This window comes from Streptomyces sp. NPDC029014, assembly GCF_055564695.1.
The window spans coordinates 94,448-119,458 of sequence record NZ_JBVHVT010000006.1 but is presented as its reverse complement, the minus strand read 5'-3'; the positions used below and the strand labels follow the sequence as shown (position 1 = coordinate 119,458).

The 25,011-nt window shown below is 71.2% G+C and carries 21 protein-coding genes; 12 read left to right on the top strand and 9 right to left on the bottom strand.

Going from position 1 to position 25,011, the window contains the following annotated elements:
* Positions 1 to 75 precede the first annotated feature (75 nt).
* Genes ACZ4VL_RS05300 through ACZ4VL_RS05290 form a run of 3 tightly spaced genes read right to left on the bottom strand, consistent with a single transcriptional unit; the run spans position 76 to position 2,104 of the window.
* Complete coding sequence (locus ACZ4VL_RS05300) at positions 76 to 1,281, bottom strand: cystathionine gamma-lyase (RefSeq protein WP_468196074.1); 1,206 nt, start codon at positions 1,279 to 1,281, stop codon at positions 76 to 78.
* Positions 1,221 to 1,667 (bottom strand): low molecular weight protein-tyrosine-phosphatase, encoded by a 447-nt coding sequence (locus ACZ4VL_RS05295; protein ID WP_468196072.1) that lies wholly within the window; start codon positions 1,665 to 1,667, stop codon positions 1,221 to 1,223. Before ACZ4VL_RS05295 ends, ACZ4VL_RS05300 begins: the two co-directional genes overlap by 61 nt.
* Positions 1,668 to 1,726: 59 nt before the next feature.
* A complete protein-coding gene (locus ACZ4VL_RS05290) occupies positions 1,727 to 2,104 on the bottom strand; it encodes a phage holin family protein (RefSeq protein WP_468196070.1) in 378 nt (125 codons plus the stop codon).
* Between the two features lie 87 nt (positions 2,105 to 2,191).
* Between ACZ4VL_RS05290 and ACZ4VL_RS05285 the strand changes: the two genes are divergently transcribed.
* The 4 genes from ACZ4VL_RS05285 (at position 2,192) to ACZ4VL_RS05270 (ending at position 4,478) form a co-directional block, all read left to right on the top strand.
* Positions 2,192 to 2,509, top strand: coding sequence for a cupin domain-containing protein (locus ACZ4VL_RS05285; RefSeq protein WP_385674229.1), 318 nt, complete (start codon positions 2,192 to 2,194; stop codon positions 2,507 to 2,509).
* A gap of 162 nt (positions 2,510 to 2,671) precedes the next feature.
* A complete protein-coding gene (locus ACZ4VL_RS05280) occupies positions 2,672 to 2,899 on the top strand; it encodes a DUF5326 family protein (protein ID WP_361093179.1) in 228 nt (75 codons plus the stop codon).
* Between the two features lie 285 nt (positions 2,900 to 3,184).
* A complete protein-coding gene (locus tag ACZ4VL_RS05275; RefSeq protein WP_468196066.1) occupies positions 3,185 to 3,931 on the top strand; it encodes an IclR family transcriptional regulator in 747 nt (248 codons plus the stop codon).
* A 97-nt stretch (positions 3,932 to 4,028) separates the two neighbouring features.
* A complete protein-coding gene (locus ACZ4VL_RS05270; protein ID WP_468196065.1) occupies positions 4,029 to 4,478 on the top strand; it encodes an SsgA family sporulation/cell division regulator in 450 nt (149 codons plus the stop codon).
* Positions 4,479 to 4,487: 9 nt separating this feature from the next.
* Here the strand turns inward: ACZ4VL_RS05270 and ACZ4VL_RS05265 are convergent, their stop codons facing one another.
* Positions 4,488 to 5,876: a YibE/F family protein gene (locus ACZ4VL_RS05265; protein ID WP_468196062.1), complete on the bottom strand. Its 1,389-nt coding sequence runs from the start codon at positions 5,874 to 5,876 to the stop codon at positions 4,488 to 4,490.
* 211 nt (positions 5,877 to 6,087) lie between these two features.
* Here ACZ4VL_RS05265 and thiC point away from each other — a divergent pair, with 211 nt between their 5' ends.
* Both thiC and ACZ4VL_RS05255 read left to right on the top strand, forming a co-directional pair.
* Positions 6,088 to 7,875, top strand: a complete 1,788-nt coding sequence (gene thiC / locus ACZ4VL_RS05260) for a phosphomethylpyrimidine synthase ThiC (protein ID WP_468196060.1) — start codon at positions 6,088 to 6,090, stop codon at positions 7,873 to 7,875.
* Between the two features lie 167 nt (positions 7,876 to 8,042).
* Positions 8,043 to 9,092, top strand: a complete 1,050-nt coding sequence (locus tag ACZ4VL_RS05255; protein ID WP_468196148.1) for an aldo/keto reductase — start codon at positions 8,043 to 8,045, stop codon at positions 9,090 to 9,092.
* Between the two features lie 75 nt (positions 9,093 to 9,167).
* On the opposite strand, the gene ACZ4VL_RS05250 is transcribed toward ACZ4VL_RS05255, so the two are convergent.
* Complete coding sequence (locus ACZ4VL_RS05250) at positions 9,168 to 10,298, bottom strand: tetratricopeptide repeat protein (RefSeq protein ID WP_468196058.1); 1,131 nt, start codon at positions 10,296 to 10,298, stop codon at positions 9,168 to 9,170.
* Positions 10,299 to 10,529: 231 nt separating this feature from the next.
* Between ACZ4VL_RS05250 and ACZ4VL_RS05245 the strand changes: the two genes are divergently transcribed.
* Positions 10,530 to 11,426 carry a hypothetical protein gene (locus ACZ4VL_RS05245; RefSeq protein WP_468196055.1) on the top strand — a complete coding sequence of 299 codons (897 nt, stop codon included), beginning with the start codon at positions 10,530 to 10,532 and terminating at the stop codon, positions 11,424 to 11,426.
* A 25-nt stretch (positions 11,427 to 11,451) separates the two neighbouring features.
* Here ACZ4VL_RS05245 and ACZ4VL_RS05240 read toward each other — a convergent pair whose 3' ends face one another.
* From ACZ4VL_RS05240 to ACZ4VL_RS05230, 3 genes are all read right to left on the bottom strand, one after another.
* Positions 11,452 to 12,270, bottom strand: a complete 819-nt coding sequence (locus ACZ4VL_RS05240) for a hypothetical protein (RefSeq protein WP_468196053.1) — start codon at positions 12,268 to 12,270, stop codon at positions 11,452 to 11,454.
* A gap of 149 nt (positions 12,271 to 12,419) precedes the next feature.
* A complete protein-coding gene (locus ACZ4VL_RS05235; RefSeq protein ID WP_468196050.1) occupies positions 12,420 to 13,655 on the bottom strand; it encodes a metallophosphoesterase in 1,236 nt (411 codons plus the stop codon).
* 231 nt (positions 13,656 to 13,886) lie between these two features.
* Positions 13,887 to 15,002 carry a LacI family DNA-binding transcriptional regulator gene (locus tag ACZ4VL_RS05230; protein WP_468196048.1) on the bottom strand — a complete coding sequence of 372 codons (1,116 nt, stop codon included), beginning with the start codon at positions 15,000 to 15,002 and terminating at the stop codon, positions 13,887 to 13,889.
* A gap of 361 nt (positions 15,003 to 15,363) precedes the next feature.
* Here ACZ4VL_RS05230 and hisC point away from each other — a divergent pair, with 361 nt between their 5' ends.
* Positions 15,364 to 16,446, top strand: a complete 1,083-nt coding sequence (gene hisC / locus ACZ4VL_RS05225) for a histidinol-phosphate transaminase (protein ID WP_468196046.1) — start codon at positions 15,364 to 15,366, stop codon at positions 16,444 to 16,446.
* A 32-nt stretch (positions 16,447 to 16,478) separates the two neighbouring features.
* Here hisC and ACZ4VL_RS05220 read toward each other — a convergent pair whose 3' ends face one another.
* Positions 16,479 to 16,847: a cyclophilin-like fold protein gene (locus tag ACZ4VL_RS05220; protein ID WP_468196044.1), complete on the bottom strand. Its 369-nt coding sequence runs from the start codon at positions 16,845 to 16,847 to the stop codon at positions 16,479 to 16,481.
* 186 nt (positions 16,848 to 17,033) lie between these two features.
* Between ACZ4VL_RS05220 and ACZ4VL_RS05215 the strand changes: the two genes are divergently transcribed.
* The 4 genes from ACZ4VL_RS05215 to ACZ4VL_RS05200 are packed head-to-tail and all read left to right on the top strand — an operon-like array spanning position 17,034 to position 24,959.
* Positions 17,034 to 18,536 (top strand): cytochrome ubiquinol oxidase subunit I, encoded by a 1,503-nt coding sequence (locus tag ACZ4VL_RS05215; RefSeq protein WP_452936637.1) that lies wholly within the window; start codon positions 17,034 to 17,036, stop codon positions 18,534 to 18,536.
* Positions 18,537 to 18,554: 18 nt separating this feature from the next.
* Positions 18,555 to 19,556: a cytochrome d ubiquinol oxidase subunit II gene (cydB, locus tag ACZ4VL_RS05210; protein WP_468196041.1), complete on the top strand. Its 1,002-nt coding sequence runs from the start codon at positions 18,555 to 18,557 to the stop codon at positions 19,554 to 19,556.
* Positions 19,557 to 19,601: 45 nt separating this feature from the next.
* Entirely contained in the window at positions 19,602 to 23,195 is a 3,594-nt protein-coding gene (gene cydD / locus ACZ4VL_RS05205) for a thiol reductant ABC exporter subunit CydD (protein ID WP_468196038.1), read from the top strand.
* Between the two features lie 27 nt (positions 23,196 to 23,222).
* The gene (locus ACZ4VL_RS05200) at positions 23,223 to 24,959 is read left to right on the top strand and encodes a GAF domain-containing sensor histidine kinase (RefSeq protein ID WP_468196036.1); all 1,737 of its coding nucleotides are present in this window, start codon (positions 23,223 to 23,225) and stop codon (positions 24,957 to 24,959) included.
* Positions 24,960 to 25,011 lie beyond the last annotated feature (52 nt).

Below are 25,011 nucleotides of genomic sequence, written 5' to 3'. Positions count from 1 at the left end.
CTTCGCGCGGAACCCGGGGTGGTCCGAGCCAAGAGGGGGGAGGCTCGGACCGCCCTTCGCGCGCTGCGGGGCGCGTCAGCCGCGGCCCTTCCCGGCGGCGTCGAGGGCCCGCAGCACGTCCGCGACCAGGTCCTCGGTGTCCTCGGCGCCGGCGGAGAAGCGGATGAAGCCTTCCGGGACCGGGTCGCCGCCCCATCGCCCACGCCGCTCCGCGGTGGACCGCACGCCGCCGAAGCTGGTGGCGTCCTCGACGAGGTGCAGAGCGGACAGGAACCGCTCGGCGAAGGCGCGCTCGGGCAGGGTGAACGAGACGATCGAGCCGAATCCCCGCATCTGCCGGGAAGCCGTGGCGTGGGCGGGGTCCGAGGGCAGCCCCGGGTGGCGCAGCCCCGCCACCTCGGCGCGGTCGGCCAGGGCCTCCGCGACCGCCAGGGCGTTGGCCCACTGGCGCTGCGCGCGGAGCTGGAGGGTGGCCAGGGAGCGGTGGGCGAGCCAGGCCTCCATGGGCCCCGGGATGGCCCCGACGATCTTGCGCCAGCGGCGGACTCCGGCGGCGAGCTCCGCGTCGCGGCAGACGACGTAGCCGAGGAGGATGTCGCCGTGGCCGGTCAGGCCCTTGGTGCCGCTGGCGACGGAGAAGTCGGCCCCGAGCTCCAGCGGCCGCTGCCCGAGCGGGGTGGCGAGGGTGTTGTCGACGGCGACCAGGGTGCCGCCCGCGCGGGCCGCGTCGGCCAGGCGCCGCACGTCGCACACGTCGAGCCCGGGGTTGGACGGTGTCTCGATCCACAGCAGCCGGGCTCCGTCGAGGGCGGCGAGCTGGCCGTCCCCGGCGGTCGGCGCGGTGCGGACGAGGATCCCGTACGCCTCCAGCTGCTCCCGGACCAGCGGTAGTGCCTGGTAGCCGTCGTCGGGCAGGACGACGGTGTCGCCGGCGCGGGCCTGCGAGAAGAGAACGGCGGAGACGGCGGCCATCCCGGAGGCGAAGACGACGGTGTCCACGTCCTGCCGGCCGGGGGCCTCCAGCTCCCCGATGGCCCGCTCCAACAGGGTCCAGGTGGGGTTGGTGTCCCTGCCGTAGGCGTACGGGCCGGTGACGTCGCCGGGGAGGTGGAAGTGGGCGGCGAAGACGGGGCCGGGCAGGGGTGGTTCGTTCTTCACCGGCGCGGGCAGCCCGGCGCGCACGGCCCGGGTGCCGTCGCCCGTCTCGTAAGTGCGGTCGGTCACGCGGCGTGCTCCTTCGTGTCCAGTGCCCCCCGTACGGCCTCCAGCAGGCCCGGGCATGCCGCCTCGACGAGCCGTAGGCACTCCTCGAACCCGTCGAGGGAGCCGTAGTAGGGATCGGGAACGTCCGCCCCGGCCGGGGCGGCGGGGTCATAGGAACGCAGCAGCCGGACCTTCGCCGCGTCCTCGGCGGTGGGCGCCGCGGCCCGCAGCGCGCGCAGGTGCCCCTCGTCCAGGGCGATGACGAGGTCGAGGGCGGCGAACCACGAGGCGCGGAACTGCCGGGCCCGGTGGTCCTGTGCGTACCCGGCGGCTTCCAGGACGGCGACGGTGCGCGGGTCCGCCCCGTCCCCCTCGTGCCAGCCGTCGGTTCCGGCACTGTCCATGTCGACCAGTCCGTCGAGCCCGGCTTCGGCGACACGCGCGCGGAACACGGACTCGGCCATGGGTGAGCGGCATATGTTGCCGGTGCAGACGAAGCACACGCGGTACACGGTCGCTCCGTTCAGTTCTTCTCGGGCAGGGCCATGTTCACGGCCCAGGACACGACGGCGATGATCACGCCGCCGAGCAGCGCGCTCCAGAAGTTGTCCACGTGGAAGCTGAGGTCGAACTGCTGGGCGAGCCATGACGTCAGCAGGAGCATGAGCGCGTTCACCACGAGGGTGAACAGGCCGAGGGTGAGGACGAACAGGGGCAGCGACAGGAGCTTCACCACCGGCTTGACGATGAGGTTCACCAGGCCGAAGACCAGGGCGACGAGGATCAGCGTCAGTGTTCGGCGCCCCAGCGGGCTGCCGTCGTCGAGCGTGATGCCCGATACCAGCCAGATGGCCACGGCGAGGGCGGCCGCGTTCGCCAGCGTCTTGACTACGAAATTCATGTGTCTGATCGTGGCAGAGAAGATCCCGGCGGCATATCGGTGGATCTGCCGATCCCGGACCGCGAGAACACGAGGGGCACAACGACGATGAAGGCCTTCCGGCTGGACGAGCTCGAAGCCGAGCGGCTCGCCAACGACGGCGCCTACCTGCAGTTCCTGCGCGAGCGGAACATGTCGGTCGGGCTGTACGCACTCGACGCCGGGCAGAGCGACCCGCAGCAGCCGCACCGCCAGGACGAGGTGTACTTCGTGGTCAGCGGCCGCGCCTCGATCACGGTCGGGGAGGAGACGACGACCGTGGCCCGCGGCAGCGTCGTCTACGTGCCGGCCGGCGTGCCCCACAAGTTCCACCACATCACCGAGGACCTGAAGGTGCTGGTGGTGTTCTCCCCGCCGGAGGCGTGACCGCGGCCGCCGGGTGGGGGTCGGACCCCCGATCCCCCTAGGGGCAGGATCAGGGGAGTCCGGGGGCTCGCGGGCCCCCGGACGCGGGCAGCGCCTCCTAGCATCGGTGACAGGGAAGCGGACCTCACCGACGGGGACGCGGAAGAGGAAGAGGTCGAGGACATGGACGGCATCCGAGAGACATTCGCAGGCATGCCCTGGTGGGTGAAGTGGGTCGCGATCCCGCTTCTGGTGCTCTTCGTCTTCGGCGGCGTCATCACGAGCATCCTCGGTGCCCTGATCGGGTTCGCCTTCAAACTGCTGCTCTTCGTCGCCCTGGTCGGCGGCCTGGTCTTCCTGGTGAAGAAGTTGGGTGGTAGCAGCGCGAAGTCCTCGTCCCGCGAGTGGTAGCGGGCGGGTACGGGCCCCGCTCGGGGCCGCCCGGGACTAACCCGGGTGGCCTAACGCGGGGCTCCACGCCGCTCACCGGGCGGGACGCGATCGCTAAAGTGCAACCTGCGCCGTCCCCCTGGGTGCGAACGCCGGTACGGCCGCTCCGACCTTCGGCCCTGCCCCGCAGGAACGAGCACGGCCCCAGGACCCGCGGCATGTGCGGGGGCGGCCCCCGCAGGGCAGGCCCAAAAGCCCGCCGCCACGCCTGGGGGTGAGTCCTTGTCTCCGGTTCACAATGCCGGTGTGCCGACACTGATCGGTTCGGTGCAGCGGGCGTTGAGGCTGCTCGAAGCGGCCGCCTCCCATAGTGGGGGAGCCCCGGCGAAACAACTGGCGCGCGAGGCCGGGCTCCCCCTTCCCACCGCGTACCACCTGCTGCGGACGCTCACGCACGAGGGATACCTGCGCCGTGAGGGCGGCGTCTTCGTCCTCGGGGACGCGGCCGGACGGCTGGCGGTCGGCGGATTGCAGCAGAAACGTCGCACCATGATCCGGGATTCGCTCGCGCACTTCCGCGACGCGGTCGGGGCGCCCGTCTACTTCGCGGTCTTCCGCGAGGGTGAAATCGAGGTCGTGGGCGTGTCGGACACCCCGGCGGACCCGGCCGTCGAGGAGTGGGCCGACTTCCGGGCGACCGGCCACGCGCACGCGATCGGGCAGTGCCTGCTGGCCCAGCTCGACGAGGAGACGCGCCGGGACTACTACGACCGCCATCCCGTAGAGGCCATCACCCCGTACACCGTGCGGGACCAGCGCGCCCTGGAGCAGAAGATCGGTTCGCTGGGGCGGATGCAGCCCGTGACCGAGCGTCAGGAGTACGCGCTGGGCACCGTGTGCGCCGCGATCCCGATCACTGCCGGAGACGCCGCCGCCACGATGGCCATTTCTCTCCCTTTCCATCAGCACGAAAGACTGCCATGGGTAGTCGATCGGCTACGGAGTGAAGTAGGCGCGCTGTTGAGTACCCTCTCCTTCTCTATCAGTATCTGAAAACTCACTCCTTGTGATCCGCTAGCGCTTCCACCAATCTTGTCAAGGGGGTCCCGGGGGGTCATTCCTGGCCACTTCCACAACAGCGGGGTAGGCAATGCGCGAGTCGGTACAGGCAGAGGTCATGATGAGCTTCCTCGTTTCGGAGGAGCTCTCGTTCCGGATCCCGGTGGAGCTCCGGTACGACGCCGGCGACCCGTACGCGGTACGGCTGACCTTCCACCTCCCCGGAGACGCGCCGGTGACCTGGGCGTTCGGGCGGGAGCTCCTGCTCGACGGCATCAACAAGCCGTGCGGGGAGGGCGATGTCCACATCGCCCCGACTTCGACCGAGGAACTGTCCGACGTCCACATCCGGCTCCAGGTCGGCAGCGACCGCGCCCTCTTCCGGGCCGGCGCCGCGCCGCTCGTCGCCTTCCTCGACCGCACCGACCGGCTGGTTCCGCTCGGCCAGGAGCGCAGCCTCGGCGATTTCGAGCTGAGCCTCGACGAGGCCCTCGACAGGATCCTCGGCGAGTCCCGGCAGAACGAGCAGAACGCCGGCTGACGGCCCTGTTCAGCGCTTGCGCCTGCGGCCCCGTCCGCCCCGGCCCCCACGGCCGGCGCCCGGGGCCGCCGCCGTACCGGTTGCCACCGCCGTCGGCCGGTCTGCGGACACCACCAGCGCTGCGAGCACCGTCGTCACGGGGACCGAAGCCACCAGGCCGATCGAGCCCACCAGGGTCCGGACGATCTCCACCGCGACGAGCTCGCTGTTGGCCACCGCGCCCACGCTGCTGTTCGCGATCGAGAACAGCAGCAGCAGGGGCAGGGCCGCGCCCGCGTAGGCCAGCACCAGGGTGTTGACGACGGACGCGATGTGGTCGCGGCCGATGCGGATGGCCGCGCGGTACAGCGCCCGCGGCCCCATCGCCGGGTCGGCGTGGTGGAGTTCCCAGACCGCCGAGGTCTGGGTGACCGTCACGTCGTCGAGCACGCCGAGCGATCCGATGATGATGCTCGCGAGCAGCAGACCGCTCATGTCGATGTCCGGGTACAGCCCGTGGATCAACCCGGTGTTGTCGTCGGTGTTGCCGGTGAGGAACGCCCAGTCGATGAACACCGAGCCCAGGAGTCCGATCAGCAGCAGCGAGACGAGCGTGCCGAGGACCGCGACGGAGGTGCGGGCGGTCAGCCCGTGGCACAGGTAGAGCGCGATCAACATGATGGCGCTGGCCCCGATGACCGCGACGAGCAGCGGATTGGAGCCCTGCAGGATCGCCGGGAGGATGAACAGGGTCAACACGGCGAAGCTGATGGCGAGGGCGATCAGCGCGAACAGGCCGCGCATCCGCCCCACCAGGACCACCACCACGGCGAAGATGCCGGCCAGCACCGCGAGCGGGATCTTGCGGTTCACGTCGATGACGGAGTACTGCAGGTCCCGGGGCGCGTCGGGGGCGTAGGCCACGACCACCTCCTGACCGTCCTCCAACTGCCGGGGCGCCCCCGGTTGGACGATCTCGAAGAAGGTGCGGCCCTTGTCGCGGCCGGTGCCCACCTCGATGGTGGCCTTCTTGCACTGGCCGTTCTGCGCGGCCTGCGCCTCGCGGCCCTCCGGGGTCGAGGGGTTGGCCGTGGCCGGCACCTGCGAGGCGTTCACGGATTTGCAGTCGACCCGTTCGAGTGCGACGACCCGGCCCTGCTCGGTCTGGCGGTCGAAGCCCACACCGGAGCGCTCGTGCGAGGGGGCGCCGCCCGGCCACAGCACCGCCATGCCCACGAACACGGCCGTGGCGAAGGGGATCAGTACGGCCGCGATGACCTTGCGCAGGTGCTTCGATACGGGAGCCGCAGGCCCGTGGCCGTGGGAATGTCCGTGGCCATGGCCGTGGTCGGCATGCGCGTGGCCGGTGTGACCCGTGGGCTCGGCGGGCTCGTCGGGGGGCTGAGTCGAGGACGTCACCGGCTGATCATCGCAAGAGTTGACGGGGCCCACTGTTCAGCACGCCACACATGACGCTAGCGTGGGGGCACCTTTGCACAACGCGGGAGCTCGGAGCACCGGGCTGAGAGGGCGCTGATCACCGTACGCGGCACGACGTGCGTACGGGAGGAGGCTGCGCCGACCGCCGAACCTGTTACCGGGTAATGCCGGCGTAGGGAGATCAGGTCTCATGACCATTCAGGACGCACGCACGCCTGCCGTCGGCTCGGACGCCGACGGCCAGACCGAGCGCCAGCCGGGCTGGCACAAGGGTTACGTGGCGGGCTCCCGCCCCGACATCCGGGTGCCGGTTCGTCAGGTCCATCTCACCAACGGCAAGGACGTGACCCTCTACGACACGTCCGGTCCGTACACCGACCCGCAGGCCGAGACCGACGTCCGCCGCGGCCTGCCCCCGCTGCGCGAGAACTGGATCATCGGCCGCGGCGACACCGAGGAGTACGCGGGCCGTCCCGTGCGCCCCGAGGACGACGGCATCAAGCACACCTCGCCGCGCGGCGGTCTCAAGAACCTCGACGCCGTCTTCCCGGGCCGCCCGCGCCTGCCGCGCCGCGGCCGCGGCGGCCAGGCCGTCACGCAGCTCGCATACGCCCGTCGCGGTGAGATCACCCCGGAGATGGAGTTCGTCGCGATCCGCGAGAACGTCTCCCCGGAGGTCGTGCGCGAGGAGATCGCCGCAGGCCGCGCTGTGCTGCCCGCGAACGTGAACCACCCGGAGATCGAGCCGATGATCATCGGCAAGAAGTTCCTGGTGAAGGTCAACGCCAACATCGGCAACTCCGCGGTCACCTCCTCCATCGAGGAGGAGGTCGAGAAGATGACCTGGGCCACCCGCTGGGGCGCCGACACGGTCATGGACCTCTCCACCGGTCGCAACATCCACACCACCCGCGAGTGGGTGCTGCGCAACTCTCCCGTCCCGATCGGCACCGTGCCGCTCTACCAGGCGCTGGAGAAGGTCGACGGCAAGGCCGAGGAACTGACCTGGGAGATCTACAAGGACACGGTCATCGAGCAGGCCGAGCAGGGCGTCGACTACATGACGGTCCACGCCGGCGTGCTGCTGCCGTACGTACCGCTGACGGCCCGTCGCAAGACCGGCATCGTCTCGCGCGGCGGCTCGATCATGGCTGCGTGGTGCCTGGCGCACCACAAGGAGAACTTCCTCTACACGAACTTCGAGGAGCTCTGCGAGATCCTCGCGGCGTACGACGTGACGTACTCGCTGGGCGACGGCCTGCGCCCGGGCTCGATCGCGGACGCCAACGATGCGGCGCAGTTCGCCGAGCTGAAGACGCTGGGCGAGCTGAACAAGATCGCGAAGCGGCACGACGTGCAGACCATGATCGAGGGCCCGGGCCATGTCCCGATGCACAAGATCAAGGAGAACATCGACCTCCAGCAGGAGATCTGCGAGGAGGCGCCGTTCTACACGCTCGGCCCGCTGACGACGGACGTCGCCCCGGCGTACGACCACATCACCTCGGGCATCGGCGCGGCGATGATCGCCTGGTGGGGCACGGCGATGCTCTGCTACGTCACGCCCAAGGAGCACCTCGGCCTGCCCAACCGCGACGACGTCAAGACCGGCGTCATCACGTACAAGATCGCCGCACACGCGGCGGACCTGGCCAAGGGGCACCCGGGCGTCCAGGAGTGGGACGACGCCCTGTCGGACGCGCGTTTCGAGTTCCGCTGGGAGGACCAGTTCAACCTGGCCCTCGACCCGGACACGGCCCGCGAGTTCCACGACGAGACGCTCCCGGCCGAGCCGGCGAAGACCGCGCACTTCTGCTCCATGTGCGGCCCGAAGTTCTGCTCGATGAAGATCTCCCAGGACATCCGGCGCGAGCACGGCGGCGACCTGAAGGCGGATGAGATCGAGGCGGGCATGGCGGCGAAGTCCGCCGAGTTCGCGGCGACCGGCAACCGGGTCTACCTGCCGATCGCGGACTGACCTGCCGGGCCCGCCGGGCCGGACCCGCGACCCGTATGGGGGGGAGTCGCGGGCCCGGCGGGGGGCCCGGCCGGACGGGTGGTCGGTCAGCCCGGCCGACCGGCCGCCCGCCCGTAGGGGGCTTGCGCTGGAGTGCACTCCAACTCCTACAGTGCCGCCCCATGACCATGAGATACCGCAGTCTGGGCCGCACCGGCATGGAGGTCAGTGCACACTGCCTCGGGACCATGATGTTCGGGGCGGTGGGGAACCCGGACCACGACGCATGCGTGCGGATCATCCATGCCGCTCTCGACCGGGGCATCAACTTCATCGACACCGCGGACATGTACTCGGCCGGCGAGTCCGAGGAGATCGTGGGCAAGGCCCTCCGCGGCCGCCGCGACGACGTCGTGCTCGCGACGAAGGTCCACTTCCAGATGGGTGAGGGCCGCAACCGCAGCGGTAACTCGCGGCGTTGGATCGTGCGCGCCGTCGAGGACAGCCTGCGCCGGCTGGACACCGAGTGGATCGACCTCTACCAGGTGCACAGACCGGACCCCACGACGGACGTCGAGGAGACCTTGTCGGTCCTCGGTGATCTGGTGCGGGCGGGGAAGATCAGGGCCTTCGGCTGTTCGACGTTCCCCGCCGAGGAGCTCGTCGAGGCGCACCACACCGCCGAGCGGCGCGCACTGCCGAGGTTCCGGACGGAGCAGCCGCCCTACTCGGTCCTCGCGCGGGGCATCGAGGCCGACGTCCTGCCGGTGGCCCAGCGGTACGGGATGGGCGTGCTCACGTGGAGCCCGCTCGCCTCCGGGTTCCTGAGCGGCAGGTACCGCCTCGGCGGGTCCATCGACCTGACCTCGGGACGGGCCGCACTCACTCCGGCGCGCTTCGACCCGGCGATCCCCGGCAACCTCGCCAAGCTCGAGGCCGTGGAGAAACTCGTCGAGCTCGCCGACGGCATCGGTTGCACCCTGCCCGAGCTGGCCGTCGCCTTCCCGCTCGCGCACCCCGCCGTCACCTCGGTGATCATCGGGCCGCGGACCATGGACCAGCTGGACTCGCTGCTCAAGGGTGTGTCCGTGGTGCTCGACGACGCCGCGCTCGACCGCATCGACGAGATCGTGCCTCCCGGGACGAACCTCTACCACCCGGACGGGGTCTGGCGCCGGCCGGCGCTGGCGGATGCCGCGCTGCGGCGCCGTCCGCTGGGGGACCGCCCCGCCGGGTGAGGTGCGGGCCGATGGCACCGCTGCCGCCGGGGGGTGCGGTCCGGTCGGGGTGGCACCCCGGCCGGACCGCACGGGCTACACCCCCACTGTGGGCGATGTTTCACGTGAAACGGGGAGGGACGGGCTGCCGCGGTCCAGGGCGTAGCCGCGGTTGGTCTCGGTTTGACGCCGGTAGTTCTCGGGGAGGTCGGGCAGGGCGAGCAGCCGGTCGCAGGCGCGCAGCGAAGCGGCCGTGTCCCCGATCCAGTAGGCGGTGATGGAGTGCTCGAAGAGCAGCCCCCACCGGTAGACCCACGGGTGGACGAAGAGCAGGTCCGTCGGGACCGGCCGGTCCAGGACGGCCGAGGTGATCGCGTGCGCGGCATGGTGGCGACCCAGCAGGCGTAGCCGGGAGGCGAGTTCGTAGCAGGCCTCCAGGCGCCCGGGCCGGAACTCCCAGGCGCGTGTGAGGGCGTCCATCGCGGCCGGCCAATCCCCGGCGTCGGCGTTCAGGACGCCGACCTGGAGCAGGGCGTAATAGGCTTCCTCCTCCCAGCCACCCATGGCCGCCCGGCGTTCGTAGAGCCGGATCGCCTCCGCGGTGTTCCCCATGTCCCGCATGGTCTGTGCGAGATAGAAGACCGTCCGGGTGTTCGTGGGATCCCGTTCGAGTTCGGCGCCGAGCAGGCGGGCGTCACGCTCGAACTTGTCGTGCCGGGAGCCGCCGTCGGCGTGGTCCTCGATGACGAGCGCGTCGAGGTTCTCCTGCATGCCGGGTCGCTGGTCGTACTCGTCGGGGCGGTCGCAGGTCAGGTACTCGTGGGTGACGCCCTCGTACCGCCAGGGCAGGTCGCCGCGGACCAGGCGCTTGATCCGGTACTCCGTCGTGCCCTCGTGCCGCAGCATGTACGACTGCGCGGTGAGCGGCGGTAGTGGCCCGTGGCGGCGCAGCACCAGGTCGGCGTCGAGGAGGAGCAGGTAGTCGGCCTTGCCGCGGGCGTGCGCGATGTTGAGGCTGCGGTTGTGGCCGAAGTTCTTCCAGGGCTCCTCGTGGAGCTCTCCGGGGATCGCGCGCAGCGCGTCGCGGATCAGCTGCTGGGTGCCGTCGGTGGATCCGGTGTCGGAGATGACCCAGGTGTCGATGAGGTCCCGTACCGAGTCGAGGCAGCGTTCGATGACGGCGGACTCGTTCTTCACGATCATGCAGAGGCAAATGGTCGGCTTCACGGCCGCCGACCCTAAGGACGGGTCCGCCCGTGCCCCGTGCGGCACGCCGGTCCGCGGCCCCGGGCGGCTGGCGCACACGGCCATGTGGCCCTGTGTGCTGGTCCGTTCGTCTGACCAATGGGCGAGCCGGACCGGAGCGGGGGGAAAGGCTCTTCAGGATGACCCTCGCGGGGTCCGCGCAGGCGTGCGGGCTTCGGGGAAACATTCGATCCCGTGCACGAGGAGCGGTACATGAGTTCTGAGGACAGGCCCCGATCTTCCTTGGGGCCGCTGCCCCGCCGGACGGGCTGGCTGGTCGGGGGCACGTTCGCCTCCGTGGCACTGGTACTGGCCGGCTTGGCGGCCCCGGCGGCCGTGGGCGCACCGCAGTCCGGAGGGTCCGTGGTGGTTCCGGACAGCGGCGACCGCTGTGCGACCACCGCGAACAAGGCGATGGGCCCGGCGGAGGCGGCGCAGCCGACGGGCAACGACAAGTGCAAGGGCGAGCGGGGGCCCACCGGTCCGACGGGCCCCAAGGGGAAGAAGGGACCCACCGGCCCGAAGGGGAAGACGGGCAAGACGGGCCCGACCGGCCCGACGGGCGCCACCGGCCTCACCGGTCCGACGGGTGCCACCGGGTCGACAGGCCCGACCGGTCCGACGGGTGCCACGGGTGCCACCGGCGTCGGCGTGACCGGCCCGACCGGTCCGACGGGTCCCACGGGCACGCAGGGCGCCAGCGGACAGTGCTTCGACGTTGACGCCTACCGGCCCGCCGCCTCCCGCGAAGTGAAGGCCGTCCTCTCGGACACCATCACCTACGTGGGAATCCGCAGCCTGACCCCGGCTCCCCCCGGCCCGTGGCACTGGTACGACCTGACCGACACCGGGGACACCTACCCGACGGACGCTTGCGCCGTGTCGATCTCCGAGCGTGCCAACATCGTCAACATCGAGGTCCTGACCACAGCGGGCGAGATCTACGAAACCGCCTGCAGGGTCGTCCCGGCCACGCCAGCCCTCGTCTGCAACGAGGTATGGGCACCGGCGAACCCCCAGCCGGTGGCAGGCGCCAACGGCCTGGCCCGGTTCACCCACAGGGCACTGTCCCACGAGGACATGAACATCAAGCCCGAAGAGATCAAATAGGGCGCGGAGCCGGCACCGGCCGACGTCAGTGCGGTCCGGTCTTCGGCCCGCCGAATTCGGGGCTGGAGTAGTCCGGCGGCGTGTAGCCGGGCCGGGTCCCCTGTGAGGGGGATCCGGGGCTGGTGAAGTCGGGCCGGGTGTATCCCAGGTTGGGGATGCGCCCGGCCTTCGGCGTGGCGGGGAGGGGGCGCGCCGGCTCCGCCGCCGGATCCGCCAGGGCCTCGCGCAGGAACGGCAGGATGCCCCGCTCCAGCAGGGCGTTCCGCCAGGCCTCGCGCGCCAGCGTGACCTCGTCGGGTGCGGCTTCGGCCCCGTCCCCGGCCACCACCTCGGTCGCCCGGTTGCGTACGGCCGTCACCAGCAGCGCGACCACCGCGCCGAACAGGGTGACCGCCGTCAGCGCGCCGAAGAGCCAACCGGCCGTCAGCATCGTGTCGGCGAAGGCGGGTTCGGGCTCGACCGCCTTCAGGACGTAACCGACCAGCAGGAAGATCACCATGGCGGTGGCCGCCAGGACCGGGGCGAGGACCGCGACCATGGCGGTGATGCCCGCCCCGTCGCTCCCCTCCCGACCGCTCTCCCGGTAGTCCGCCCGCGGGGTGGAGCGGATTTCCTCGCGCTGCGCGCCGCGCACCTTCACGTAGTGGTCGTACTCGGCCGCGGCCGCGGCCGCCAGCAGCGCATTGGCCCCGACGGCCATGATGCGCAGTTGTTCGGCGGTGAGCCGTTCCCCCAGCCCGTCGAGTCCGGGCCGCTCGTGTGCGGTGCGCAGCGCCTCGTCGAGGAGCCGGTCGAACTCCGGCCGGTCTTCGGTCAGCAGGTGCGGAGCGCTGTTCATGTGCATCCCCCGATGCTCCGTGCGGGCCGGTTTGCCCGCGTAGACCCGGGCGCCGGCACAAACGGAGGAGAGCCTGCTACGGATAGAGCGATGGTAGAGGGCCCATGCCACGCCGTGACAGGGGCTTTCCCGAAATACGCCCTTCCTGACAAGCCTCAGTCGGTCAGCGGGAGTTGTACGACCAGGAGCTTGCCGGCCATCGTCACACCGCCGTCCATCGCGATGGCGAGGCCGCCCGCGTACACATGGGGGCCGTCGACGACCTCCGGACCGCCGCTGCCGTCACCGTCCTCGGTGCCCACCTCGCCCAGCAGGTACGGGATGGGGCTGTGGCCGTGTACGACCCGGCCGCCGCCGTAGGTGTCGAGGAGCTCGCGCACGGCCTGCGGGCCGGTCTCCTCGTCGCGGAAGGCGAACCGCTTGGTGAACTTGCGGAACAGGTCCCAGGTGATGTCCGCGTCGTTGCGGTTGAGCAGCTCGTGGATGGTGTCGTTGACGTCCTCGATGGAGTCGCCGTAATCGAGGTACGCGGTGGTGTCGGAGTGCAGCAGCAGGTGCCCGTCCACCAGCACGGCCGCGTCCAGGCGTGACATCCACTGCAGGTGGACGTCCTCCAGCCGCTCCATGTCGGTGCGCTGGCCGCCGTTCAGCAGCCAGGCGGCCTGGAAGGTGGCCGTGCCGGCGCCCGACTGGACCGGCGTGTCGCCGAACCGCTTGGCGCCGATGAGCAGCAGCTCGTGGTTGCCCATGAGCGCCTTGCAGTAGCCGCCCGCCGCGGCGGCCTCGGCGGACAGCCGCATGACGAGGTCGATCACACCGATGCCGTCGGGCCCGCGGTCGGTGAAGTCGCCGAGGAACCAGATGCGGGCGTTCCCCGCCGACCAGCGCTGGTCGGCGTCGATGATGCCCTGTGCCTGGAGCTCGGCGACGAGCTCGTCGAGGTATCCGTGCACGTCGCCGACGACGTAGAGCGGGCCGGGGCCGCTCGGCGCCTGCTGGGGGACGTAGTGCACCTGGACGGTGTCGCCGGGGCCGCCGAGACCGCCGCGGCCGATGACCGGGAGATCGCGCTGGGTGGGGGTGTAGTCGTCCATGCTGCCCTCCGCGGGCGGCATGCCCACGGGGGGCTGCGGGGGCACGTGCGGCACCGGCGGCGCGGCCGGGACCGGCGGCACCGGCGCAGGCGCGGGCGGCACCGGGCCGGGAGGCGGCGGGACCGCTCCCGGGGCGGGCGCGGGCTCGCCGTAGTACGCGGGGTACTCGCCGTAGACCGGGGCCTCTTCGGCAAGTCGCGCGGGCACGCCGTACGGATGGGGCTCGGTGACCGGCACCCGGAAGTCCCGCAGCGTCTCCGTCCGCATCGCGGGTCCCTGACCGGCCCCCTGAGTCATCGACCCCTCCACCACCGTCGCGCTGCCGTACACCTGCGGATCCGCCCGCCCTCCGGGTCGGAGGATCCGTGATGTCGTGCGCCCATCATAGGAATGCAGCTCGCGCTGTGTGACGCACCAGGGGTGGTGAATCCTGTGCGGAACCGATCGTTCCTGCCGCTTTATCCCGAAATCTGCGTTGCCGAACTCTCCGGCGGGGTCGTCGACCCCGCCGGAACGACGGTGCAGCGGTCAGTCCTGGGCCGGAGACCGGGGCGGGCTGATCGTCGTCCGGGGCCTCCTGCGCTGCGAGGACGTACGGACGATCAGCTCGGTCGGGACGACCTGTTCGACGGTGCGCCCGGTGTCGACGCCCTCGATGGCGTCGATGAGCAACTGCACGACGGCGGTGCCGATGCGGCGCGGCTTGAGGGAGAGCGTGGTGATCGGCGGCTCGGTGTTGGCGTACACGGTGGACTCGCTGCAGCAGACGAGCAACAGGTCCTCGGGAACGCGCAGGCCGTAGCGGCGCGCCGCGGCGAGCAGGTCGGTGCCGTTCGGGTCGAACAGCCCGTAGACGGCGTCCGGCCGGTCGGGCCGGGCGAGCAGGCGGTCGGCGGCGACCGCCCCCGCGCACGGGTCGTGGGCGGGGTAGGACTCGTACACGGGGTCCTGGCCGACGCGCTTGCACCAGTTGAGGTAGGCGGTGGTGGACAGGTGGGTGTATGTGTCGGTGGTCGTGCCGGTCAGCAGCCCGATGCGGCGGGCTCCGGCGGCGGCGAGGTGGTCCAGCAGGTTGAGCACGGCCGCCTCGTGGTCGTTGTCGACCCAGGCGGTGACCGGGAGGGAGCCGGCGGGGCGCCCGTCGGAGACCACCGGAAGGCCCTGGCGGACCAGCTCGGTGACGACGGGGTCGTGGTCCGAGGGGTCGATCACGACGGTGCCGTCGAGGGCGACGTTGGACCACACGTCGTGCCGGGAGGTGGCCGGCAGGATGACGAGGGCGTAGCCGCGGGCGAGCGCGGCCGAGGTGGCGGCTCTGGCCATCTCGGCGAAGTACGCGAACTCGGTGAAGGTGAAAGGTTCATCCCCGTACGTGGTGACGGTCAGGCCGATGAGGCCCGATTTGCCGGTACGGAGGGTGCGGGCCGCGGCGGAGGGGCGGTACCCCAGCCGGTCGGCGACCTCGCGGACGTGGCGGCGGGTGGCATCGGGCAGTCGCCCCTTGCCATTGAGCGCGTCGGAGACTGTCGTGATCGAGACGCCCGCCGCGGCGGCCACGTCCCTGATGCCGGCCCGGCCCTGCCGGCCGGCGGCCCGCCGGGTGGTCTCGGTCCGGCTCACCTGATGCTTCCCTGCTGCTGTCATGGCGAGCCGATAGTAGGGCTCGGTGGGGAAGGCGGTCCGGATGCATATGCACGCGTTGACAGGCACGTTTCTGCATGGTTCGCCACCCCCAATGACCTTGGAAATAAAGGCATTTGAGAGTTCGCAGTGAATGGGCCCTTTGCTGACGGGTCCGAGCATGCCAAAACGGCGCGGTCCTGGGGCGTTCCCAACTCACCTGTACGAGGGATGCGCGCCACGGCGCAGGCCACCGGCGCACGCATATATGCGTGCGCTCCCCCGCAATCCTGGCGCCGCCATTTTCGCCGGAGCGGAATCCTCTTAAGGTGAGCAGTATTGAGTCGACGGCGACGTCCGACGGGATGGTCTAGGAGGACCTGCGGTGAGCGAGATGACCCCTAAGCTGCGCGCCGAGCTGGACGGCATCCCCGTCTACAAGCCGGGCAAGCCCGCCGCCGCGGGCGGTCCCGTCGCGTACAAGCTGTCCTCGAACGAGAACCCGTACCCGCCGCTGCCCGGCGTGCTGGAGACCGCGGTGGCGGCGGCAGGCCAGTTCAACCGCTACCCGGACCTGGCCTGCACCCGGCTGGTGAACGAGCTCGCGGAGCGGTTCGGGATCCCGGCCGACCACATCGCCACCGGCACCGGCTCGGTGGGCGTGGCCCAGCAACTGGTCCAGTCGACCGCCGGCCCCGGCGACGAGGTGATCTACGCCTGGCGCTCCTTCGAGGCCTACCCGATCATCACGCAGATTTCGGGTGCGAAGTCCGTGCCGGTCCCGCTGGCCCCCGGGGACGTGCACGACCTCGAGGCGATGTACGACGCGATCACCGAGCGGACCCGCCTGATCTTCGTTTGCAACCCCAACAACCCGACCGGCACCGCCGTGCGCCGAGCGGAGCTGGAGCGCTTCCTGGACCGGGTGCCCTCGGACATCCTCGTGGTCCTCGACGAGGCGTACCGCGAGTTCGTCCGCGACCCCGAGGTGCCGGACGGCATCGAGCTCTACCGCAACCGTCCGAACGTCTGCGTGCTGCGCACCTTCTCCAAGGCGTACGGCCTGGCCGGCCTGCGCATCGGCTTTGCAGTGGCACACGAGCCGGTGGCCGCGGCCCTGCGCAAGACGGCGGTGCCGTTCGGTGTGAGCCAGCTGGCCCAGGACGCGGCGGTCGCCTCGCTGCAGGCCGAGGACGAGCTGATGGGCCGGGTCGGTTCGCTGGTCGCCGAACGGACCCGGGTCCACGAGGGGCTGCTCGGCCAGGGCTGGACGGTCGTGCCGGAGACGCAGGCCAACTTCGTGTGGATGCGGTTGGGTGAGCGGACCCTGGAGTTCGCCGCGGCCTGCGAGAAGGCCGGCGTGGTGGTCCGGCCCTTCCCGGGCGAGGGCCTGCGGATCACGATCGGTGAGTGCGAGGCGAACGACATCTTCCTGCACACGGCGGAAGCCTTCTTCAAGGAGATGTAGTGCTGTGAGGGGGTGTGGCGCTCGCGCGAGCGCTATGCCCGCTCCACCCGGATCGGGTCGCCGTCCCGGACGGTGGCCAGCAGGCGGACGTCGCCGTCGAAGGAGCCGAGGACGTTGCACGGGCTCGCCAGGCGGCTCTCGCCCCCGCGCGAGATGGGCGTCGGGCCGTAGGGGAGCGCGAGGGCGTCGCCCTCGGTCCAGAACGCGACGGTGCCCGGTTCGACGACCTGTCGGGCGTCGTGTTCCAGGGCCACGGCGACGCCGGTGTCGAAGTAGACCTCCTCTCCCCAGGTCTGGGCGGAGGCGGAGATCGGGAGGGCCTCGGCCAGCGCACTGCTGGTCGGGGTCTCCTCGAGGGTTGCGGTGAGGTGGCCGGCGGGCCACGAGATGCGGATCTTCATGGGGCGTAAGTCAACATTTTGTTGAATGCGTTGGCTAGGGGACCCCCGGCTGAAAGTCGCTGGAGCCGGTACGACATAATGCTTGTGAATGTGAACGCGTTCACAAGCTCGACCGTTTCCTTCCTCAATGAGGGAAATGGGGGCTGACTTCGGCCATGACCACGGCGACCCGAAGGAGATGACGACGTGGACCTAGCTTTGGCGCCGGAAACACTGGCGCGCTGGCAGTTCGGCATCACGACCGTCTACCACTTCCTCTTCGTCCCCCTCACGATCTCCCTCGCCGCCCTGGTCGCGATCTTGCAGACCGCATGGGTGCGCACCGAGAAGGAGAAGTACCTCAAGGCCACGAAGTTCTGGGGCAAGCTCTTCCTGATCAACATCGCGATGGGTGTCGTCACCGGCATCGTCCAGGAGTTCCAGTTCGGTATGAACTGGTCCGACTACTCGCGGTTCGTCGGCGACGTCTTCGGCGCCCCGCTGGCCTTCGAAGCGCTCATAGCCTTCTTCTTCGAGTCCACCTTCATCGGCCTGTGGATCTTCGGCTGGGACAAGCTCCCGAAGAAGATCCACCTCGCCTGCATCTGGATGGTGTCACTCGGCACCGTGCTCTCCGCGTACTTCATCCTTGCGGCGAACTCCTGGATGCAGCACCCGGTGGGCTACCGCATCAACAAGGAAACCGGCCGCGCCGAGCTGACCGACTTCTGGCTCGTCCTGACCCAGAACACCACCCTGGCGCAGGTCTTCCACACCCTGACCGCGGCCCTGCTGACCGGTGGCGCCTTCATGGTGGGCATCGCCGCCTACCACCTGCTGCGCAAGAAGCACATCCCGGTGATGCGTACCTCGCTGCGGCTCGGCCTGGTCGCCGTCGTCATCGGCGGTGCGCTCGTCGCGATCAGCGGCGACACGCTCGCCAAGGTCATGTTCAAGCAGCAGCCAATGAAGATGGCCGCCGCCGAGGCCCTGTGGGACGGCGAGGAGAGCGCCCCGTTCTCCGTCTTCGCCTACGGCGACGTCGACAAGGGCCACAACAAGGTCGCGATCGAGGTGCCCGGCCTGCTGTCCTTCCTGGCCGACAACGACTTCGACTCGTTCGTGCCCGGCATCAACGACGTCAACAAGTCCGAGCAGGAGAAGTACGGCCCCGGCGACTACCGGCCGAACATCCCCGTCGCCTACTGGGGCTTCCGCTGGATGATCGGCTTCGGCATGGCCTCGGTCGCCATCGGCGCCGCCGGCCTGTGGCTGACCCGCAGGAAGTTCCTGCTCCCGCCGGCCCTGCGGACCGGTGACGACGAACGGCCGCACCTGGTCCTGTTCGCCAAGCCCCTCAGCCCCCGACTGACCCGGCTCTACTGGCTGGCCGCGATCTGGACGCTCGGCTTCCCTCTGATCGCAAACTCCTGGGGCTGGATCTTCACCGAGATGGGCCGCCAGCCCTGGGTCGTCTACGGAGTCCTGAGGACCAGGGACGCGGTCTCCCCGGGGGTTTCCCAGGCCGAGGTCCTCACCTCGATGCTCGTCTTCACCGCTCTGTACGCCGTACTCGCCGTGATCGAGGTCAGGCTGCTGGTCAAGTACGTCAAGGCCGGCCCGCCCGAGCTCACCGAAGCCGACCTCAACCCGCCGACAAAAATCGGCGGCCACGACTCCTCCGACCGGCCGATGGCCTTCTCGTACTGAGGCTGAGGGGACCACACCATGCAACTCCACGACGTCTGGTTCGTGCTCATCGCCGTCCTGTGGACCGGCTACTTCTTCCTCGAGGGCTTCGACTTCGGGGTCGGCGTCCTGACCAAGCTGCTCGCCCGCGACCGCAAGGAGAAGCGGGTCCTGATCAACACGATCGGGCCCGTCTGGGACGGCAACGAGGTCTGGCTGCTCACCGCGGGCGGTGCGACCTTCGCCGCCTTCCCCGACTGGTACGCCACCCTGTTCTCCGGCTTCTACCTGCCGCTGCTGGTCGTCCTGGTCTGCCTGATCGTCCGCGGCGTCGCTTTCGAGTACCGGCACAAGCGGGACGAGGACCGCTGGCAGACCAACTGGGAACACGCGATCTTCTGGACCTCGCTGATCCCCGCCTTCCTGTGGGGCGTGGCGTTCGCCAACATCGCCCGAGGCGTGAAGATCGACCAGAACAAGGAGTACGTCGGCACCCTCCTCGACCTGCTCAACGTCTACGCCGTCCTCGGCGGCTTCGTCACCCTCACCCTGTTCACCTTCCACGGCGCGGTGTTCACCGCGCTCAAGACGGTGGGTGAGATCCGCGACCGTGCACGGGCGCTGGCCACCCGGCTGGGCCTGGTCACCACGGTGCTGGCCCTCGTCTTCCTGGGCTGGACCCAGCTGTCGCATGGTGACGGGTGGAGCCTGGTCGCGCTGATCATCGCGGTGGCGGCGCTGGCCGGAGCCCTCGGCTGCAACCTGGCGGGCCGTGAGGGCTGGTCGTTCGCCCTGTCCGGGATCACCATCGCGGCGGCCGTCGCGATGCTGTTCCTGACGCTGTTCCCGAACGTCATGCCGTCCTCGCTGACCGATGCCTGGAGCCTCACGGTCACCAACGCATCGTCCAGCCCGTACACCCTGAAGATCATGACCTGGTGTGCGGCCGTGGCCACCCCGGTCGTCCTGCTCTACCAGGGCTGGACGTACTGGGTGTTCCGCAAGCGGATCGGCACGCAGCACATCGCCGACGCGCACTGACGCTGTCCGCCGACGCGCCCTGACCCCGTCTGGGAGATGTTTCACGTGAAACCGATCGACCCGCGCCTGCTTCGGTACGCCCGCTCCACCCGCCTCTTCCTGGCGGCGGTGGTGGCCCTCGGATGTGCCGGGGCGGGGCTGGTCATCGGTCAGGCGATGCTCATCGCCGAGATCGTGGTCGGCGCCTTCGAGAAGGGCCTGGACGGTGGGCAGCTGCGCACACCGCTGCTGTTCTTGGCGGCCGTGGCGGTGGGCCGCGGCCTCCTCGCCTGGCTCACCGAGCTCGCCGCCCACCGGGCGGCCGCGTCGGTCAAGTCGGAGCTGCGGGCCCGGCTGCTGGACCGCGCCACCGGTCTCGGGCCGGGCTGGCTGAGCGGGCAGCGAACGGGGTCGCTGGTGGCGCTGGCCACCCGGGGCGTGGACGCCCTCGACGACTACTTCGCGCGCTATCTGCCCCAGTTGGGGCTGGCGGTGGCCGTCCCGGTCGCCGTCCTCGCCCGGATCGTCACCGAGGACTGGGTGTCGGCGGCCATCATCGTGGTCACCCTGCCGCTCATCCCCCTGTTCATGGTGCTGATCGGCATGGCCACCCAGACGCGGATGGACCGCCAATGGCGGCTGCTGTCGCGGCTGTCGGGGCACTTCCTCGACGTGGTGGCGGGCCTGCCGACGCTCAAGGTCTTCGGCCGGGCCAAGGCGCAGGCGGAGTCCATCCGCAGGATCACCGAGGACTACCGGCGGGCGACGATGCGCACCCTGCGCATCGCGTTCCTGTCGTCCTTCGCGCTGGAACTGCTGGCGACGTTGTCGGTGGCCCTGGTCGCCGTGACCATCGGCATGCGACTGGTCCACGGAGAACTGGACCTCTACACCGGCCTGGTCGTACTGATCCTGGCGCCCGAGGCGTACCTGCCGCTGCGGCAGGTCGGTGCCCAGTACCACGCGGCCGCGGAGGGGCTGGCGGCGGCGGAGGAGGTCTTCGAGGTCCTCCGGACGCCGGCCCCGGTGGGCGGGCCCGAAGGCCACACCACCGGGGCCCCCGGTGCCACCGGTGTCGGCGTGCCCGGGGCGGGACCGGCGGGGCTGCGGATCGAGGTCGACGGGGTGGCCGTACGGCATCCCGGGCGGGGCGAGGACTCGCCCGGGCCGGTCTCGTTCACAGTGGAGCCCGGCGAGTGCGTGGCCCTCACCGGACCCAGCGGGGCCGGCAAGTCCACGCTGCTCCACGTGCTGCTGGGATTCACGGCGCCGACCGCGGGCCGGGTGCGGATCGGCGGCGCGGACCTGGCCGGGCTCGCGCCGGAGCAGTGGCGGAAGCGGATCGCCTGGGTGCCGCAGCGGCCGCACCTGTTCGCGGGAACCCTCGCCGAGAACGTGCGTCTGGCCCGGCCGGACGCCTCCGACGAGGCCGTTGCGGCGGCCTTGGAGGACGCCGGGGCGGGTGGGTTCGTGGCCGCACTGCCGCACGGCATCGAAACGGTGCTCGGTGAGGGCGGCGCCGGCCTGTCCGCCGGGCAGCGCCAGCGGATCGCGCTGGCGCGGGCCTTCCTGGCGGACCGACCCGTGCTGCTGCTGGACGAGCCGACGGCGGCGCTGGACGGGCAGACCGAGGCCACGGTGGTCGAGGCCGTACGCCGCCTCGCGGTGGGGCGGACCGTCCTGCTGGTCGTGCACCGGCCGGCGCTCCTCGCCCTCGCGGACCGGGTACTGGAGCTCGGCGCCGGACCGGCGGGTGTGCCCGCGGCCATGTCGCACCCCGAGCCGGAGGATCGGGTGCCGGAGGGTCGGGCGTCCGAGGGGCGGGTGCCGGGGCCGCGGAACCACGAGTCCGAGGACACCGCCTCACAGGCCCCGCTGGTCGGGGCCGGCTGGGGCGACTCCGCCGGGCGGGACCCGCTGCGCCGGGTCAGGGACGTGGCCAAGGCCTGGCAGGGGCGGTTCCGGCTCGGCTTGCTGTTGGGGGCGCTGGCCGTCGGATGCAGCGTCGGGCTCATGGCCGTCTCCGGATGGCTCATCTCGCGGGCCTCCCAGCAGCCGCCCGTGCTGTACCTGATGGCGGCGGTCACGGCCACCCGCACGTTCGGCATCGGACGGGCCGTCTTCCGGTACGCGGAGCGGCTGGTCTCCCACGACGCCGTCCTGCGGATGCTGTCCGACCTGCGGGTGTCCGTCTTCCGGCGGCTGGAGCGCATCGCTCCCGCCGGGCTGCCCGCGCAGCGGCGCGGTGACCTGCTGGCCCGACTGGTGGCGGACGCCGACGCCCTGCAGGACTACTGGCTGCGCTGGCTGCTGCCGGTGGGCGCCGCCGCCCTCGTGGGCGGCGGGTCGGTCGCGTTCACCGCGTGGCTGCTGCCCGAAGCCGGTGCCGTTCTCGCCGCCGGACTGCTGGCTGCCGGGGTCGGGGTGCCGCTGGTCAGCGGGGCGTGCTCCCGGCGCGCGGAGCGCCGGCTGGCACCCGCCCGAGGGGAACTCGCCACCCGTACGGCCGACCTGCTGACCGGGACCGCAGAACTGACCGTCGCCGGCGCGCTCGGACGGCGCAAGGACGCCGTGCGCGAGAGCGACCGGATCCTGACCGCCATCGCCGCGCGCGGCGCCGCCGCCACCGGGCTCGGCAGTGGGCTGTCGGCCCTCGTGTGCGGGCTGACCGTGGCGGGCGCCGCGGCCTTCGCCGCCGGCGCGGTGCAGGACGGGCGACTGTCCGGGGTGGCCATGGCCGTGGCCGTCCTGACCCCGCTGGCCGCCTTCGAAGCGGTCGCCGGGCTGCCGCAGGCCGTGCAGTTCCGGCAGCGGGTGCGGCGCAGTGCCGAGCGGGTCTACGAGGTCATCGACGCCCCGGCCCCGGTGGCCGAGCCGGCGGTGCCCGTGCCGGTGCCCGCCTCGCCGTTCCCGCTCCGTCTGTCGGGTATCGCCGCCCGGCACCCCGGCCAGGAGGGCGACGCCCTGCACGGTCTCGACCTGACCCTGGAGGCCGGGCGGCGGACCGCCGTCGTCGGGGTCTCCGGCGCCGGCAAGTCGACCCTGGCGCAGGTCCTGCTCCGGTTCCTGGACCCGCGCGCGGGCTCGTACACCCTGGGCGGGACCGACGCCCGCGGGGTGGACGGGGACGAGGTCCGCCGGATCGTCGGCCTGTGCGCCCAGGACGCCCACATCTTCGACAGCTCGGTCCGGGAGAACCTGAGGCTGGCCCGTCCCGCGGCGAGCGAGGAGGAACTGCGGACGGTCCTGGCTGCGGCCCGGCTGCTGGAGTGGGCCGACGGGCTGCCGGACGGCCTCGACACCCTGGTCGGCGAACACGGCGCGCGGATATCCGGCGGCCAGAGCCAGCGCCTGGCGCTGGCCCGCGCCCTGCTCGCCGACTTCCCCATCCTCGTCCTGGACGAGCCCGCCGAGCACCTGGACCTCGGGACGGCAGACGCCCTGACCGCGGACCTGCTGGCCGCGACCGAGGGTCGCACCACCGTGCTGATCACGCATCGGCTGGCCGGGCTGGAAGCGGTCGACGAGGTCCTCGTCCTGGACGGCGGAGGCGTCGTCCAGCGCGGTGCCTTCGACGAGCTGGCCGTCGTCGAGGGCCCGCTGCGCCGCATGCTGGAGCGGGAGACGGCAGCCGACGGCGTACTGGCCGACTTTCCCTGATAAAACGGACTAACTAGGCTCACCTGCATGTCGCTGCAGCAGTCGCCGGAAGCGCCGGACCCGGCCCCTCGGGTTCCGGACCCGCTGGAGGCCGCCACCCTGGCCACCCGAAGTCTGCACGGGTTGTCCACCGAGCTCACGGCACGCGTGCCGCAGCTGCTGGAGGCCATGCGATCGGTTGGCACCGGCCTCGAACTGCACTCCACCCTCGACCGCATCTGCGAGACCGCCGCCGAGCTCGCGGACGCCCGGTACGCGGCGATCGGCGTCGTGGACACCGAGGGCCGCGGCCTGTCGGACTTCGTCACCTTCGGGATCGACGCCGAGGTGGCGGAGAGGATCGGGCACCGCCCGAACGGCAAGCGGGGCCTGCTCGGAGCGCTGATCTCGCATGCCGGGACCGTACGGCTGGCCGATCTCACGCAGGACCCCCGCTCGGCGGGCTTCCCGCCGCACCACCCACCGATGAAGACCTTCCTCGGTGTCCCGATCCGCGTGCAGGGGGAGATCTTCGGCAACCTGTACCTCGCCGAGAAGAACGGCGGCGGCGAGTTCAGCGACTACGACGTCCACATGGTCCGGGTGCTGGCCACCGAGGCGGGCATCGCCATCGGCAACGCCCGGCTGTACGAGGCCGCTACCCAGCGGGAGCGGTGGATCGACGGCTCGGTGGCCGTCACCACGGCCCTGCTGTCGGGCGGGGACGCGGACGACGCCCTTTCCGTGGTGGCCGAGCAGGCCCGCCGCCTCGCCGACTCCTCCGCCGGGATCGTGATGCTGCCGACCGATGACGGCGGAATGGAGATCGTCGCCGTCTCCACCGACACCGCGGCCACTTCGCTCGGTGTGGTCGTGCCGGCCGAAAGCCCGGTCGTGGCCCGGCTGCTGCGCGGAGAGCCGGTCTTCGTGGACGACGCCGCGGCCGACCCCCGCACGGCCAGCCCGCTGACCAGCCGGTTCGGACCCTGCATGATGTTGCCCCTGCACAGCGGCGGGCGGGTGCTGGGCGCCCTCGTCACCCCGCGCGACCGAGGCAAGAGGCCGTTCAGCGATGCCGAGCGGACCCTCGCCACCCAGTTCGCCTCCCAGGCCGCGCTCGCCCTGATGATGGCCGAGGCGCAACGCGACCGGGAGCGGCTCGCGGTGTTCGAAGACCGCGACCGGATCGCCCGGGACCTGCACGACCTGGTGATCCAGCGGCTGTTCGCCACCGGGATGATGTTGGAGAGCGCCCAGCGGCGTTCCGACGTCCCCGAGGTGCGCGAGGGCGTCGGGAAGGCCGTGGACGAGCTGGACGTGACCATCCAGGAGATCCGCACCGCGATCTTCGCGCTCCAGCAAGGTCCGGCGGAGGCGCCCTCGGGGCTACGGACCCGGGTCCTGCGGGAGATCAACATGGCGGCCGTGCCGCTCGGTTTCAAGCCCGCGCACCGCTTCCTCGGCCCTCTCGACGCGGTCGTCGGCGAGCTGGTGGGAAAGAACCTGATCGCCGCGCTCCGCGAGGCCCTGTCGAATGCGTTCCGGCATGCGGCGGCGACCCGGATCGAGGTCGTGGTCGATGCCACGGTCACCCTGTCCGACGGGCGGCCCGGGGTGAGGCTGGAGGTAGCCGATGACGGGATCGGCATCAGCGAGAACGGGCGCCGCAGCGGGCTGCGCAACCTGCGCCGGCGGGCCGAATCGCTGGGCGGCTCCAGCTCGTACGGACCGGGGATCGGCGAGCACGGCGGCGGGACGACCCTGCTGTGGGAAGCCCCGCTCTGACGCCGCGAGGCTGCTGCCGCCCGGGGCCGCGCCGCCGTTCGCTGTACTGCCG